Here is a 14,683-nt window from a genome sequence, read left to right as displayed (position 1 = left end):
CTTAGTGCACCAGGCCGTGGTGGCGGTTCGTCCACGCGGCGACGGCCGGCAGCACGTCCGTGATCCACTCGCGGGCCGCGGCCGTCAGCTCATAGCGGGACGCGCGGCGGAGCACGAAACCGTTGTCCTGCAGCCGTTCCAGGGTGAGGATCACCCTCGGGCCGAGGAGCGAGACCAGGTCCTCGGTGGCCTTGGGGCCGTCGGACAGCGACACGAGGACCTGCGGTAGCTGGTCGCTGCTCATCAGGTCCTGCAACGCGAGCAGGTGGTGCAGGGCCGAGGTGTCGGTGCGCTCGGCGGCGAACGTGCTCGGGTCGTGCAGGTGGACCCTGGCCCGGCCGGTCCGCTTGGCCCGTTGCAGGGCCGCGTCGGTGTCTCGGACCAGGTCGATCAGCGCGTCCTCGCCGCTCGGCACGTGGGAGGCGACGCCGATGGACGCCGTCTGGCCGTGCAGGGTGAGGTGGTGGCCGTCGTTCGTGGTGATCTCGGTCTGCAACGTGCGGATGCCGCGCAGGATCCGTTCGGCCACAGTGGCCGCTTCCCGGCCCGTGGTGTGCTGGAGCAGCACCAGGAACTCGTCGCCGCCGTAGCGGCACACGAGGTCTGTCGGGCGCGTATGTGCTTTGAGGACCGCGGCCACGTCGGCGAGGACCACGTCGCCGGCCGGGTGGCCGTACTCGTCGTTGATCTTCTTGAAGCGGTCGAGGTCGACCATGAGCAGTGCGACCTGTTCCCACCGGCGCTGGGCGCGGCGGTACGCCGCGGGCGCCTGGTCGTCCCAGCCCCAGCGGCCGAGGAGGCCCGTCAGGCGGTCCGTCGCCCAGGCACCGAACGGTTGTGCGCACGAGCCGCAACGCGAGGGAGCGCTCTCGTCGTGCAGGCGCAGGGAACTGTGGTCGACGGACAACCCCGTCCGCGCAGTCGCCACGAGTCCCCCCGGATGCTCTGACCGGCCCGATCTGCCCCTTTCAACTGACGTGACGTCGTTCGGATCAAACGCGACACATCAGTGCAAGCGGCGGAGTGTGATCATAGGGCTGCGGAGTGGATGGATTCAACCCCTGTGATGCCATATGCTCGCGTGGTTCCACAGCAGTGGAACGATTTCCTGGCCGCGAGTCGCTCCAGCGGAGGTGTGGCGTGAGGCCGTTCGCCGTGGTCCTCAACGAGCTGTGCACCACCCCGCCCGACGGCTGGGGCAAGGTCACCAACGTAGCGCTCTCCGCCGCGGTGAAGGCGCGAGGCGGGGACATCGGGCACGGCTACATCTCGCAGCTGCGGCTCGGCGTGAAGGACAACCCGACGTGCCAGGCCATCGTCGACCTCGCCGGCGCGCTCGGCGTGCACCCCGCCGTGTTCCTGGGTGGCCGTCGTGAGCTGCGCACGGCAGAACAGCCCGGATGGCGTCCCACGGCGTTGAGCACGCTCTTCGAAGCCGTGCACCCACCGGACCGCGGCCCGTGGTCGCCCGAGGAGGTCGCGACCGCGATCAGCTCGTCCGGGCAGTTCGGCAGCATCTCCGCGAGCTACATCCGCGAGCTCCTCGGCAACACGAGCGACAACCCGCGGCTCAAGCACATCCTCGGCCTGGCCGACCACTTCGGCGCCGACCCCGCGTACTTCTTCGACGACGAGCTGGCGGCGCGCGTCGACTCGGAGCTGACGGACTTCCTGGCGTTGCGCGAGCTCGGCGTCGTCGAATTCGTCACCCGTCTGGCCGAACGCACGGGCGATCTCTCCCCGCAGGCCAGGGCTGCTGCGGTAGAAGGGTTCCGGCAGGCCCTCGAAGTCGGTGAGGGGTGGTCGTTCCCGTTGAACGGCCGCCGCCCCACGTGACGACGACGGCGTGAAGATCTCGGCCTGGACCGCAGACGACATCGAGAGGAGGCGGCGGGTGAACCGCAGGAAACTGCGCAAGCTGGTCGACGAGGTCGCCCGGGACCTCGCGCTGCCGCCCGACGCCACGCACCAGGAGGCGAGCCGCCGCGTCTGCGAGCTCATGAGCGAACGGCTCGGGCGCCAGGTCGACGTCCGGTTCGCCGCCATCACGAACGCGGTGTGCCTGAGCGGCGCGACGGCGTTGCTCGAGAACGGCACGTACCTCGTCATCTGCGCCGACTCGCCGTCCTGGTACCACCGCCTGCACGTGCTGCTGCACGAGTTCGCCCACGTGCTGCTCCAGCACCAGCCCGTCGCGCTCGGCCGCGACGAGGGTCTGCGCAGGCTCGCGCCGCACCTGCTGCCGCGGATGGCGAAGATCATCGCCGGCCGCACGACGCTCACCGAGGACGAGGAGCGCGAGGCCGAGAACCTCGCCGACCACCTGCTGGAGAGGCTGACGGAACACCGGGTGTGGGCCGACACCGCCGCCACCGAGGAGCCCGCGCACGTGCGCCGGGTCGCCGAGTCGCTCGAGGGAAGATCTCGCTGGGTGCGTCGTGGCGATCTTTAACCTGATCTACCTCTCGTGCGGTGTCGTCGGACTGCTCCTCCTCGTTTACAAGATCCGCTCGTTGCGCTCCAGCTGGGGCAGCCCCCGCGTCGTGGCGCTGATCTCCACCGTGTTCTTCTCGGCGTTCGCCATCCTCTTCGCGGCTCCCGCGAACATCACCTGGGTCAACCGGGTGACCGGCGTGCCGAACTTCGCCGCGCTGCTCGTCTACGGCCTCGTGGTCTGCTTCGCGGGGTCGGCGTTCGCGCTGGTGCTGTACTGGCGCTACCCGGCGGCCCAGGCGTGGCAACGAGTGCGGCTGATCGTCGTCAGCTACGCCACCGTCGTGGCCGCGATGGTCGTGCTGTTCGCCAAGTCCGAGGTGGGCGAGGAACGCCAGGTCGACTTCGACACTTACTACGCCACGCAGCCGACGATCGCGGTCTTCCTGTTCATCTACCTCGTCGCCACCCTGATCGGCTGCGGTGGTCAGGCGTACCACTGCTGGCAGGGCTCGCGGGACGAGGCGATCTCCGCGCGGCCGTGGTTGCGCCTCGGGCTGCGCTGGTACTGCGCGGCGGCGTTGTTCCCCATGGCGTTCGCGGTCGTCAAGCTGTTCGTGCTGCTGATGGACTGGGCCGGTGAGCGCAGCTTCGACGTCCTGAGCACGACGGCGCCGTTGATGGCGTCGCTGTCGATGATCCCGCTGGTGATCGCGATGGCGTTGCCGGTGTTCGGGCCGCGCCGCCCGTCACCGTCGCAGTGGGTGCGGCGCTGGCGCACGTACTTCGCGCTGCGGCCGTTGCACCGCGCGCTGGTGCACGTGAACCCCGGCATCGTGCTGGTGGCACCGGGCAAGTTCCTCAACCCGCACCACCGCGTGCGCCGGCAGATCATCGAGCTCAACGACTGGCGCTGGGCGTTGACGCCGTACTTCGACCTGTCGGTCGGCGAGGCGGCCGCTTCGCTGGCGCAGCAGGCTTCGCTGTCCAAGGACGAGGTGGCCGCGGTCGTGGAAGCCGCCCAGCTGCGCGCCGCGGGCTCGTCCCGCGGCCGCGCGCGGACGCCCCAGCGCCGTCCCGCCGCGGAGATCGTCGACGGCACCGACCTCGCCGCCGAGCACGACAGGTGGGTCCGGATCTCGCGTGCCTACCAGCACTCGCCGATGGTCGAGGCCGCCGTCGCCGGCACGGCACGGGTGGAAGCAGCAGGGGGAATGGACTGATGGCACCCACACACGCCGTTGTGCTCGGAGGCGGGCTCGCGGGCGTGCTCGCGGCGTCCGTGCTCGTCCGGCACGTCGACGAGGTCACCGTGGTGGAGCGGGACAAGCTGCCCGAGGGGCCCACGCCGCGCTCCGGCGTGCCGCAGGCCCGGCACGCGCACCTGCTGATGTCCGGTGGCGCGCGGGCGATCGAGTCGTTGCTGCCGGGCACGCTGGACGCGTTGTTCGCGGCCGGGGCGCACCGGATCGGGGTGCCGAACGACCTGGTGTCGCTGAGCGCCCAGGGCTGGGTGCCGCGGTTCCCGGAGATGCAGTTCATCGTCACGTGCAGCCGATCGCTGCTCGACTGGGTGGTGCGCTCGCAGGCGTTGCGGGACAACAAGATCTCCGTGCTGACCGGGACCGAGCCGGTGTCGTTGCTCGGGTCCGCCGACGCCGTGACCGGGGTGCTGGTCGAGGACCGGATCTCCCGTGACCAGGTCTCGCTGGAGGCGGACCTCGTCGTGGACGCCACCGGGCGCGGGTCCCGGCTGCCCGCCTGGCTGGCCGGGTTCGGGCTGCCCGAGGTGGAGTCGGAGAGCGTCGACTCCGGACTCGCCTACGCCACGAGGATCTTCCAGGCTCCCCCGACGGCCGCCTCCGGGTTCCCGCTCGTCAACGTGCAGGCGAACCCGCGCGACCCGTTCCCGGGGTGCACCGCGACCCTGCTGCCCATCGAGGACGGCAAGTGGCTCGTGACGCTGTCCGGGACGCGCGGCGGTGAGCCGTCGACCGACGAGTCGGAGTTCGTCTCGTTCGCGCGGTCGGTGCGCAACCCGGTCGTGGGTGAGCTGATCGAGTCCGCCGAGCCGCTGTCGCCGGTGTACGGGTCGCACAGCACCGCGAACCGGCGGATGTACTTCGAGCGCTTGAAGTCGTGGCCGTCGGGGTTGCTGGCGCTGGGCGACTCGGTGGCGACGTACAACCCCGTCTACGGGCACGGCATGTCGATCGCGGCGCAGAGCGCACAGGTGCTGGACTCGGGCCTCGCGGACGGGCGTTCCGCTCAGCAGATCCAGCGCGGCATCGGCAAGGTGGTCGACGGGGCGTGGGCGATGGCGACCAACCAGGACATCCTGTATCCGGGCGCGGTCGGGAAGCCGCTGCCGCTGGCCGGGCGGGTGCTCCAGCGTTACGTCGACCGTTTGGTGCGCACGGCGACCACGGAGCCACCGGTGACGCGGGCGTTCCTGGAGGCGTTCACCCTGTCCGCGCCGATGGCGAACCTGCTCAGCCCGCGGATGGTGTGGGCGACGCTGCGCGGGCCGCGGTCGGCGTCGCCGGAACCGACGCTGACCGCGGACGAGCGCGAGCGGGTCACGTCCGCGGAGTGAAGTCCGCGCTCTGCACGTAGGCCATGGCTTCGAGGAACGCCGGGTCGTTCATCCTGGCGTTCAGCTCCTCCCCGGTGGGCTCGGCGACGCGCTGGTGCAGCCACCAGAGGTTGCCGAACGGGTCTGCGAACCTGCTGACCCTGTCGCCCCAGAACAGCTCGGTGGGTTCGGTGACGACCCGGCTGCCCAGCTTCCGGGCCTTGTCGAGCGTGGCCGCGTCGTCGGCGACGTAGAGGCGCAGGAACGCGGGCGTGGACGGCCAGTTCGGCACGTCGAACAGCATCACGACGGAGTCGCCGATGCGGACCTCGGCGTGTGGCCGATCTCCGGCGCCTCGCCGACCCGTCCGAGCTCGGTCGCGTCGAACACCTCGGTGATGAAGTCGATCAGCTCGGCCGTGCGGCCCCGGCTGATCAGCCACGGCGTCACGGTGTGGTAGCCCTCGGGCACGACCTTCATGGTGGTCTCCCCTTTCGTCGGGGCGACCGTATTTCGCATGTAGGACGGGATCGGTCCTAGTTGTGTCCTAGGTTTGCCGGATGAGCGATGCGGCCCGGTTGTTGCGCCTGTTGTCGTTGCTGCAGACGCCGCGCGAGTGGCCCGGCAGCGAACTCGCGGCACGGCTCGGGGTCACCCCGCGCACGGTGCGGCGCGACGTCGACCGGTTGCGCGACCTGGGCTATCCCGTCGAGGCGTCGATGGGCGTGCTCGGCGGGTACCGCCTGGGCGCGGGCGCGGCGATGCCCCCGCTGCTGGTCGACGACGAGGAGGCCGTCGCCATCGCGGTCGGGTTGCGGGTCGCCGCCCGCCAGCCGGTGGCGGGCATCGCCGAGGCGTCCGTGCGCGCCCTCGCGAAACTGCAGCAGGTGCTGCCGTCCCGGCTGGCCCGACGGGTTTCTTCGTTGACCTCGGCGACTTCCGCCCCGGTGTCACACGACTCTGCGGTCGATCCCGGCCAGCTGACCGTGCTCGCCGGCGCGGTCGCCGCTCGTGAACGCGTGCGGTTCGCCTACGTGGCCAATGAGAACGTGGTCTCGAAGCGGCACGTGGAGCCTGTTCAGTTGGTAGCGCTCGGCCGGCGCTGGTACCTCCTCGCTTTCGACGTGGAGCGGGACGACTGGCGGACGTTCCGGCTGGACCGGGTGTCGTCGGCGGTGGCCACCGGGGCCCGGTTCGCGCCTCGGGTGCCGCCTGGCGGGGATGCGGTGGCGTTCGTGACGCAGCAGATGTACGACACGGCTCCCACGTTCCAGGCGCGAGCGACCCTGAGGCTGCCGGTGGAGCTTGCTCGGGCCCGGTTGGCGGACTTCTGCGGTGAGTTGAGGGTGGTTGATGACGGGTGGTGTTCTTGGCTCAGTCCTGAGGACACCGTTGAGTACCTGGGGTTTCGGCTCACCTCGTTGGGGTGTGAGTTCGTGGTGGAGGGGCCGGGGGAGCTGGTGGAGCACCTTCGGGGGGTGGGGGAACGGATCGGGCGGGCTGTGGGGTGGCCGTGATGGGGGCGGTGGCAGTGGTGGGTGAGGTGGGCGGCGAGTGAAGTGGGTGACGTCGGGCGGTCGGCGGGTCGCGTGCGGCGGGGCCAGACGTGAGGCGGGGCCAGACGTGAGGCAGGGGCGAGTCGCAGCGGCGCCGGCGAGGCAGCAGCAAGGCCAAGCCCGACCAGCCCCACCGCGCCCCCACCCGCACGGCCCCGCCGCCCCTCACCCGCCTGGCGGCCCCGCTCTCAACCCCAGCACCGGCTGCCCTCCCACCACCCCGTCGTAGGAGCTGTCCCACGGCCAGCGCCCGGCCTCGTCGGCGTGCACGAGCTGCAGGGCCTCGATGCCCTCGCCGTACAGCCGCGCGGACACCAGCAGGTGCGCCCACGGGCGGGCCACGCGGACCACCTCCAGCAGGGGGCCGCCGGGCACCGTGAAGCGCTTTCCCGGGGGTGGGAGGCAGCTGTGCGCGAGGTGTTCCGCCATGTCGTCGAGGAGGCGGCCCGCTTCGAGGACGGGCATGCCCGTCACGACCAGTTCCGGTAGGCCGCGGGGGCTCAGGCCGACCGTGTAGGCCCAGGGCGGGTGGGCCCGGTCCCGTTCCACGGCCTGGACGGCCCAGCCCCGTGCGGCTATGCAGCGGCGCAGCGTGGCCAGGTGTTCTTCCATCCGGTCGGCGGGGTGGTCGCAGTCCCAGCACATGGTGGTCTCCTCGGATCGGTGGTGGATCCAGTGTGCCGAGGAGCACCGACAAGATCGTTTGAGCGATTCGTTGACAGAAAGTTGACAAACGATCTGTGGGCCGTCTGGATCGTTAATCTGCGACGCACGGAGGAACGTGCATGCGCCAACGAACGCTTCAACCCGAAGTAGCACAAGGGCACCACCCAGCTGGGGACTGAATGCGCATCGAACCCGGCAGCCCACTCGCGGACGCGGTCAAGGCCGCGCGGTCCGCCGCACTGCGCGGAAACGTGCTCGGTGTCGACCTCGCCTACGAGAAGGCCGCGAAGATCAGTCCCGCCGTCGCCCACGACCACTGCTCGACGTTGCTCAACCTCGGTGCGATCGCCAAGGCCGCACAGCGCTGCGACGAGTACCTGCAGGCGGGCAACGACACCACGTTGCGCGTCGTCAGAGCCCAGATCCGCAGTGCCGCAACGGATCACATCGCTGCCGAGCACGACGTGCGCGAGTTGCGGCGGTTGAAGCTCACCGAGCTGGAACAGGCTCGGCTCGCGCGGGTCGCCGCGCTGGCGGCTGCGGACTTCTACGACTACCCCACGGCCGAGAGCGAGCTCGACGCCGCCGAACGGCACTTCCGCCGCGCCGGAAGGCCCGAGTACCTGGAACACGTCGGGCGCGACCGGCTCCTGCTGGACGTGCGCAGGGGCACGCGCGTCGCGAAGCTCGGCGACCGGACTCCCCGCACTCCCATGGAGTTCCTCCAACGGGCCGCCGCGCTGCGCCGGGAGGTCCGGTACGAGGAAGCGCTGGCGTTGATGACGCGGTGCGTCACCAGCTACCAGATCGAGGCCGCGCTGCGGTTCGCCGTCCTGTACGAGCTGACGGTGCTGCTGGTCATGACCCGGCAGGCAGGTGCGGCGCGCAAGCTCTTCCCGTTGCTGGTCGCGGCCGCCGGGCCGGAGGTGGTCTCGCGGCTCCCCGACGCCACGCAGGCGCTCAGCCCGGAGCGCAGGCTCTCCCACGTGCGCCGCCTGATCGCCGAGGACGAGCTGCTCAAGGCGGAGGGCATGCTGGGCGAGGGGAACTCCCCGCTGTGGCACCTGACCGCCGCCGAACTGGCTCACGCGCGGGGACGGCTCGACCAGGCCGTGCTGCACTTCGAGGTCGCGAGCCGGTCCGGTCACGCGGAGCTCACCGCGCTGGCGTTGCGCGAGCTCGGCGACACGTTCGCCGACGCGGGCGACGAGGACCTGGCCGCCCAGCACTGGGCCGAGTCGCACCGCATCGAGGACACCATCGCCGACCACCGCGACAGCCCCAGCGTCAAGCTGCGGATGCTGCGCACGGCCCCCGGCGTGCAGGACGGACGGGTGCGCGCGGCGGCTCGCCGCGTCCGCCGCGAGGGCGACAGGGCGCTCGCGGGACTGGTGGTCGCGGTCGAGACGGCCAGGGGCACGTCGATCCTCCCCGAACCGCGCGAGCTGCCGAGCTTCACCGACCTGCGGGCGGCCCGGCGCTGGCTCGCCGGCATCACGCGGCACCTGCCGAGGGACCAGGTCGTGTGGATGATGCACGCGACACCGGACCGGCTGCACCACCTGGTGATCGGCCGCGGGATCACGCACGTGACGACCGACGTCCACATCGGTGACCTCACCGACACGGTCCGCCGCCTCAAAGCGTGGAAACCCAAGTACGACAAAGCCATCCTCGGCGCCCTGCTGGTCGAGCTGGCCGATCTGATCGCGTTGGACGACGTCGTGAAGGCCCTGCCGCCCAAGGCTTCCAGGATCGTCGTGGTGGCGGGGGACGTCCTCGCCGACGTCCCGCTGGCGGGCCTGCCGCTCACCGGCACGACCCGTTTCCTCGGCCTGACGCACGCGCTGTCCAGCCTGCCGTGCCTGTCCGCGCTGCGGCCGCTGCAACGCCGGTCCCGCCGGCGCAGGGGTGACGACGCGGTGGTCGTCGGGGAGGCCTCCGAGCTGCACCGAGCCGTCCGGGCGGGCCGGTTCCACCGCCTCCGCGTCAACGCCCACGGCATGCACGACCGCATGAACCCCGACCAGTCGTGGCTCCAGTTCGGCGACGGACAGGTGACCGTGGAGGCGTTGGCGCAGATGGACTTCAGCGCGTTCGGCACCGTCGTGCTCGGCGCCTGCGAGTCCGGCATGACCCAGCAGCGCGGCCGCGACGAACGGGCCGGGTTCGTCCGCGCGGCCATCACCGCGGGTGCGGCGTCGGTCGTCGCCGCCCGCTGGAGGTCCGACGGCGAGGCCGCGCGGAAGGTGCTCGACGCGTTCGACCGCAACCTCGCGAGCCTGCCCCGGGATCGCGCTCTGCAGCACGCGCTGGGAGAAGTCGCCGACCGGCACCCGGCGGACTGGGCGTGCTGGTCCCTGCACGGCGACGCGGGCGTGCAGACCTCAGCGGGCCCGCTGCGCAGACGACTCAGGAAGAACGGAGACCCCGTGCCGCTCGAGACCCGCCCCAAGGTGTTCCTGTCGTTCGCGGGCAAGGACCGCGAGCACGCCGAGCGGCTGCGCGCCGATCTGGAGGCCCGCAACGTCAACGCCTACCTGGACGAGAACGCGGGCGCACCCGGTGGCGACGTCGCCGCCGGGATCGACGAGGCACTGGCGACCTCGGACTACTACGTCCTGCTGTGGTCGGCGAACACCCCTCAACGCGAGTGGGCCGCCACGGAGTGGACACCGGCGTTCACGCTGGAGATGACCCGCCGGCGCGCCTTCCTGTTCGTCGTGCGGCTGGACGAGGAACCGCTGCCGCCACTCCTCGCACCGCGCAAGCACATCGACCTCCGGGACGCCGCCGACCGCCTCGTCGCGGTCTGGCGCTCCGACCGCAAGTCGGAGCTCCCCGTGTTCCCGCAACCCGTTCCGCCGACGCCGCAGGGCCCGACCACCGCGATCTCGGTGCGCAGCCACGACCTCGGCACCACGCACGTCGTGATGACACCGCTGCACCTCACCGGCACCGCGCTGTACCGGGCGGTGTTCGACGCGCTGCAGCTCCCGACCGAGCAGGCCACGTTCGACGGCACGGTCGGGATGCGGTTCAGCTACGAGCTGTACCAGCAGAACGAGCCGATCCCGGACGACGAGTCCACTGTGGAGCTGGCCTCCGACGTCGTGGACATCGCGGTCCGCGTCGAGTCGTTCGGCAGCCCCTCCGGACGGGGCGAGGACGTCGACGAGGGCTTGGAGGTCGACCAACAGCGCATGTTGCTGGTCGCGGCCTTCCGCCACCTGCTCCCCTAGGCAACCGATCGGGTGAATTCCCTTCCCGCTGTCAGCCTTCGCTGGTTTCAACGCCTGTAACCGGTGAAGGTCGCCGTCGGGCGGTGAACGACACGAGCGGACGCTGAAGGGAAGGCCGTTGAGCGCACCGGATCAGGGCTTCGCGGAGTTCTTCCGCGAGTGCCGGCCCGTGCTGACCAGGACGCTGACGGCGCTGAGCGGTGACACCCGCGTGGTCGAGGACATCGCGCAGGACGCGCTGCTGATCGCACAACACCGGTGGGGCGACATCCACGCGTACGACAAGCCTGAGGCGTGGGTGCTCAAGGTCGCGATACGCCTCCTGCGGCGCTGGGAGCAGAAGTACGCGCGAGAAACCCCTCTGGCCGAGGTGCCGGAGGGCGTCCAACCGGCGCACGACGTGGAGGCGTTGCACTCGGCGTTGCGCGAGCTCTCCCCCAGGCACCGCGAGACCGTGGCCCTGCACCACCTGCTCGGTTACTCGGTCAGCGAGATCGCCGCGGTGCTGGTGGTCGGCGAGTCGACCGTGCGCACGCACCTCACCCGCGGCCGGGCCGAGCTGCGGCGGATCCTCGGAGGCAGTGATGAGTGAGCTGCTGGACCGGTTCGAGTTCGACGACGCGGTCGAACGGATGTACCGCGCGGGCGAGGCCGCCGAACGGGCCGGTCGCCTGCGCGAGGCGGCCGTGCACTTCCGGGTCGCCGCCGACCAGCACCTCGGTGACGCGGCCGTGCGGCTGGCCCGCGTGCTTTTCGCGCTCGGCGAGGAGAACGAGGCCGCGCAGTGGTGTGCGGCCGCCGTGCAGGACGGGTTTCCCGAGGCCGAGGAGTTGGTCCTCGAGAACTCCCTGAAGCGGCAACGGTTCCTGGAGCACGCGGCCCGGATCATGGTGGGCGCGCCCACGTTCGACTGGCTGCCGTCGGGCATGCCGTCCCGCCACATCGCCGCCCCGGAGATCGCGAGGCGCACTGCGGCGTTGCGCGCGCTGGACGAGCGCTATGGCGGGATCGCCTGCCACACAGCGGTTCTGGAGCACCTGGCCGACGTCGAACCGATGGTCGTCGTGGGCGACGTCCCGACGTGGACCGCCGTCGCCGAGGTCTACGAGCTGGCGGGCTGGACGGCGTTCGACAGCGGGCAGCCGGGCACCGCCATCCCCCACTTCGCCCACGCCCTGACGCTGGCGAGGCAGGCCGAGGACGAGTCGCTGATCGCGTCCGTCCTGACCCGCGCCGGCCGGATGTTCCTGCACCACAACGCACCCGAGGACGCGTTGAAGGCCTTCCAGCTCGGTTTCGTGGCGGCGCACAACGCGTGGGCCGACCGCCGCGTGCTGGACGATCCCCCGCAGGCCATCGCCTCACTCACCACCAAGGTCCGCACCTATGACGAAGGCAGGTCCCGCACCCTCGCGTTGACGGCGTTGGCCCGCAACCACCTCGCACTCGGTGACGTGGCCGCGGCGACCGGGTTCGCGGCGGAGGCCGTGGCGTCCGCGCGGAACCTGCGGTCGACCCGCGCCGAGGACCACCTGCACTGGCTCGACCAGGAAGCGCGGGTCGCCGGGGCATTCGTGCTGGCAGAGCAGATCTCGGCCCGTTCCGCCCGCCCGGACTGACGCTTTCACCCGATCCGGGCCGATACACGCGTGCGTGCATGCGGGTAGGTTCTCCGTCATGGCCGAGCCTTTCTCCTGGGTGCCCGCGGGGATCAACACGGACGTGCCGAGCGCAGCGCGCGTCTACGACTTCCTGCTGGGAGGTGGCCACAACTTCGCGTCGGACCGCATGGTCGGCGACAAGGTGCTGCAGATCCTGCGCGACGGCCGCGCCATCGCCGCGTCGAACCGCTCGTTCATGCGCCGTGCCGTCCTGCTGATGATGGAGCAGGGCATCACGCAGTTCCTCGACCTCGGCTCCGGCATCCCCACGGTCGGCAACGTCCACGAGATCGTGCAACAGGAGAATCCGGACGCACGGGTCGTGTACGTCGACTACGACGAGGTGGCGGTCTCGCACAGCCAGCTCATCCTGGAGGGCAACGCCAACGCGGGCGTCGTGCAGGCGGACATGTGCCGCCCCGACGACGTGCTGTCCGACCCGGTCGTGAAGGACCTGATCGACTTCTCGAAGCCCGTCGGCCTGCTCATGGTCGCCGTGCTGCACTTCGTCTCGGACGACAAGGGCCCGGCCGAGGTCGTCGCCCGCTACCGCGACGCCGTGCCCGAGGGCAGCCTGATCGCGCTGTCGCACCTCACCGCCGACTTCAAGCCGGACGAGATGGGCGGCGTCGTCGAGGCCATGAAGCACAGCCGCGACCCGATGTACTTCCGCGGGCTCACGGAGTTCGAGCCGATGTTCGCCGGCATGGAGGTCCTCCAGCCGGGCGTCGTCCCGGCGCCGCAGTGGCACCCGGAACTCGGCCCGGCCGGAGAGGGCGGCCCGGAGGACGTCTACGTGGGCGTGGGCCGCAAGCTCTAGCGGAACTTCCAGGTCTGGGCCGCGGAACCGTTGCAGGTCCACAGGTTCAGGCGGGTGCCCGGCGTGGTCGACGCACCGGGGTTGTCCAGGCACAGCCCCGACTGCGGGTTCTGCACCGAGCCGTCCGACCGCACGCGCCACTGCTGCGCGCCCGTGCCGTTGCACTGCCACAGCCGGACGGCGGTGCCGTTGGTGGTGCCGCCGTTGTCGACGTCGAGGCACCTGCCGGCGATGGCGATGGTGCCGTCGGCGACGACGCGCCACTTCTGCGCGTAGGTGTTGTTGCAGGTCCAGATCTGGACCGGGTTGCCGTTGGCGGTGCCGCCCTTGTCGTTGTCCAGGCACAGGCCCGAGGGCAGCTCGACGGACCCGGCGCCGGACGGGTGGCGCAGAGCCGGGAGTGACGGCGTGTTCAGGTGGTAGAAGTCGACGGCCAGGTAGTTCGGGGTCTTGCGGGCGGCCGGCTCGCAGAAGCGCTGGGCGCGGTCGGCGGTCTTCGCGTTGTCGGTGCTGACGGTGCCCTGCATCGGGACGTCGCGGAAGTGGTTCATCACGTACAGCGGGCGGAAGTCGGCTTCCGTCGCGGTCAGGGGCTTGTCGGACCAGCGGGAGTAGCAGGACCAGTCGCTGTTGCCGAGGCCCGCGCCCATGGACCAGTAGTTCTCGACGGTCCAGTCGCGCTGGTAGAGGACACCCGTGTCCTCGCGGCCGTCACGGCCGTGCGAGGTGAAGATGAGCAGCCGCTTGCCGGTGGCCCTCATCTGCGACAACGTCGGCCAGCCGTGCTCGCGCACGCCCTCGGCGCGGAACAGGACGTCGTTCAGGCCTCGGACGCGGGCCAGTTCGGAGCGCAGGACGTCGGCGGAGACGTAGTCCTCCAGGAAGACCGTGACGACCTCGGTGGGGCGTGACTTCAGGAAGTCGACCATGCGCTGGAGGTCGACGTTCAGGGCGACCGGCTTGCTGACGGCCGTGCAGCTGTTGTGGCAGAGGATCGCGCCGTCGGGGGTCTGGTGGATGTCGAGCATGAAGCCGCGGACGCCGTCGTTGAGCTGCTGCACGATGCCGCGGGACTGGTTCGGGGCGATGTTGGCGAACATGAACCCGCCGTCGACGCCGTTCGCGTACGCGTTGTGGGAGGTCAGGAACGTCATCTCGTCCAGGCGCGGGTCGGCCGGGGTCTGGACGCGGACGGGGTTCACGGGCGTCAGGAACCACGTGTCGTCGCCCGTGCCGACGCGGACCTGGTCGGTGCCGGACGCGATCAGGTAGCGGTCGGCGCCGGGGTCCTTGAAGCGGTATCTGTCCTGGTCGTCGAGCAGGCCGACCCACTGGGCCGCGGCGCTCGAGCAGCTGACCATCTGGGTGGCGTCACCGTTGCGGCCGAGGCACAGGCCGCCTTCGGAGAGCGTGCTGCCGTTCCAGGAGAACTGCTGGCGGTCCTCGTTGCCCTTGGGGCGGTGCTGCTGCACCGAGGAGCCGGAGACGGCCGCGTTCTGGCCGGTCACGGCGCTTTGCAGGTAGTAGTTGCCGGTGGGGGCGGCGGCCGCGTCGACGGGGACGAGCAGCAGCGGCAACAGTGCCAGTGCAGGGATGATGCGCATGAGGTGAAGGCTGGCGCACAGGCGTGAACATGAAAAGGATTCACACCGAAATCCGGCCGAACCGAGATCTCTGTGGCCCGGACCACAGAATCCGATGCAGCGGACGGAGCAGCGAAGGGGGTTTCC

At 70.8% G+C, this 14,683-nt stretch carries 14 protein-coding genes; 9 read left to right on the top strand and 5 right to left on the bottom strand.

Going from position 1 to position 14,683, the window contains the following annotated elements; genetic code table 11:
• Window position 1 precedes the first annotated feature (1 nt).
• On the bottom strand, window positions 2-928 hold the full coding sequence (locus ND450_RS38550) for a GGDEF domain-containing protein (RefSeq protein ID WP_253323041.1): 927 nt from the start codon (window positions 926-928) through the stop codon (window positions 2-4).
• A gap of 212 nt (window positions 929-1,140) precedes the next feature.
• Between ND450_RS38550 and ND450_RS38545 the strand changes: the two genes are divergently transcribed.
• Genes ND450_RS38545 through ND450_RS38530 form a run of 4 tightly spaced genes read left to right on the top strand, consistent with a single transcriptional unit; the run spans window position 1,141 to window position 5,029 of the window.
• Window positions 1,141-1,836, top strand: coding sequence for a hypothetical protein (locus ND450_RS38545; RefSeq protein WP_253323040.1), 696 nt, complete (start codon window positions 1,141-1,143; stop codon window positions 1,834-1,836).
• A gap of 58 nt (window positions 1,837-1,894) precedes the next feature.
• Window positions 1,895-2,452 carry a hypothetical protein gene (locus ND450_RS38540; RefSeq protein WP_253323039.1) on the top strand — a complete coding sequence of 186 codons (558 nt, stop codon included), beginning with the start codon at window positions 1,895-1,897 and terminating at the stop codon, window positions 2,450-2,452.
• Window positions 2,439-3,656: an MAB_1171c family putative transporter gene (locus tag ND450_RS38535; RefSeq protein ID WP_253323038.1), complete on the top strand. Its 1,218-nt coding sequence runs from the start codon at window positions 2,439-2,441 to the stop codon at window positions 3,654-3,656. The genes ND450_RS38540 and ND450_RS38535 overlap by 14 nt, the downstream gene beginning before the upstream one ends.
• Window positions 3,656-5,029, top strand: coding sequence for an NAD(P)/FAD-dependent oxidoreductase (locus ND450_RS38530; protein WP_253323037.1), 1,374 nt, complete (start codon window positions 3,656-3,658; stop codon window positions 5,027-5,029). Before ND450_RS38535 ends, ND450_RS38530 begins: the two co-directional genes overlap by 1 nt.
• Here ND450_RS38530 and ND450_RS38525 read toward each other — a convergent pair.
• Complete coding sequence (locus ND450_RS38525) at window positions 5,013-5,312, bottom strand: VOC family protein (protein WP_253328105.1); 300 nt, start codon at window positions 5,310-5,312, stop codon at window positions 5,013-5,015. The two genes, ND450_RS38530 and ND450_RS38525, sit on opposite strands and share 17 nt — an antisense overlap.
• Entirely contained in the window at window positions 5,312-5,488 is a 177-nt protein-coding gene (locus ND450_RS38520; protein WP_253323036.1) for a hypothetical protein, read from the bottom strand. Before ND450_RS38520 ends, ND450_RS38525 begins: the two co-directional genes overlap by 1 nt.
• 80 nt (window positions 5,489-5,568) lie before the next feature.
• Here ND450_RS38520 and ND450_RS38515 point away from each other — a divergent pair, with 80 nt between their 5' ends.
• The gene (locus tag ND450_RS38515) at window positions 5,569-6,525 is read left to right on the top strand and encodes a YafY family protein (protein WP_253323035.1); all 957 of its coding nucleotides are present in this window, start codon (window positions 5,569-5,571) and stop codon (window positions 6,523-6,525) included.
• Between the two features lie 204 nt (window positions 6,526-6,729).
• Here the strand turns inward: ND450_RS38515 and ND450_RS38510 are convergent, their stop codons facing one another.
• On the bottom strand, window positions 6,730-7,209 hold the full coding sequence (locus ND450_RS38510) for a DUF4262 domain-containing protein (RefSeq protein ID WP_253323034.1): 480 nt from the start codon (window positions 7,207-7,209) through the stop codon (window positions 6,730-6,732).
• Between the two features lie 200 nt (window positions 7,210-7,409).
• On the opposite strand from ND450_RS38510, the gene ND450_RS38505 reads away from it, so the two are divergent.
• From ND450_RS38505 to ND450_RS38490, 4 genes are all read left to right on the top strand, one after another.
• Window positions 7,410-10,472, top strand: a complete 3,063-nt coding sequence (locus ND450_RS38505; protein WP_253323033.1) for a CHAT domain-containing protein — start codon at window positions 7,410-7,412, stop codon at window positions 10,470-10,472.
• Window positions 10,473-10,590: 118 nt separating this feature from the next.
• Window positions 10,591-11,064, top strand: a complete 474-nt coding sequence (locus ND450_RS38500) for a sigma-70 family RNA polymerase sigma factor (RefSeq protein ID WP_253323032.1) — start codon at window positions 10,591-10,593, stop codon at window positions 11,062-11,064.
• On the top strand, window positions 11,057-12,091 hold the full coding sequence (locus ND450_RS38495) for a hypothetical protein (RefSeq protein WP_253323031.1): 1,035 nt from the start codon (window positions 11,057-11,059) through the stop codon (window positions 12,089-12,091). Before ND450_RS38500 ends, ND450_RS38495 begins: the two co-directional genes overlap by 8 nt.
• Window positions 12,092-12,149: 58 nt before the next feature.
• Window positions 12,150-12,953 carry an SAM-dependent methyltransferase gene (locus ND450_RS38490; RefSeq protein WP_253323030.1) on the top strand — a complete coding sequence of 268 codons (804 nt, stop codon included), beginning with the start codon at window positions 12,150-12,152 and terminating at the stop codon, window positions 12,951-12,953.
• Here ND450_RS38490 and ND450_RS38485 read toward each other — a convergent pair.
• A complete protein-coding gene (locus ND450_RS38485; RefSeq protein ID WP_253323029.1) occupies window positions 12,950-14,557 on the bottom strand; it encodes a ricin-type beta-trefoil lectin domain protein in 1,608 nt (535 codons plus the stop codon). The genes ND450_RS38490 and ND450_RS38485 overlap by 4 nt on opposite strands.
• Window positions 14,558-14,683 lie beyond the last annotated feature (126 nt).

The organism is Lentzea sp. HUAS12, from assembly GCF_024125735.1.
GTDB lineage: Bacteria > Actinomycetota > Actinomycetes > Mycobacteriales > Pseudonocardiaceae > Lentzea > Lentzea albida.
Note: the sequence above shows the minus strand (reverse complement) of the source record. Positions and strands in the feature narration are given on the sequence as shown.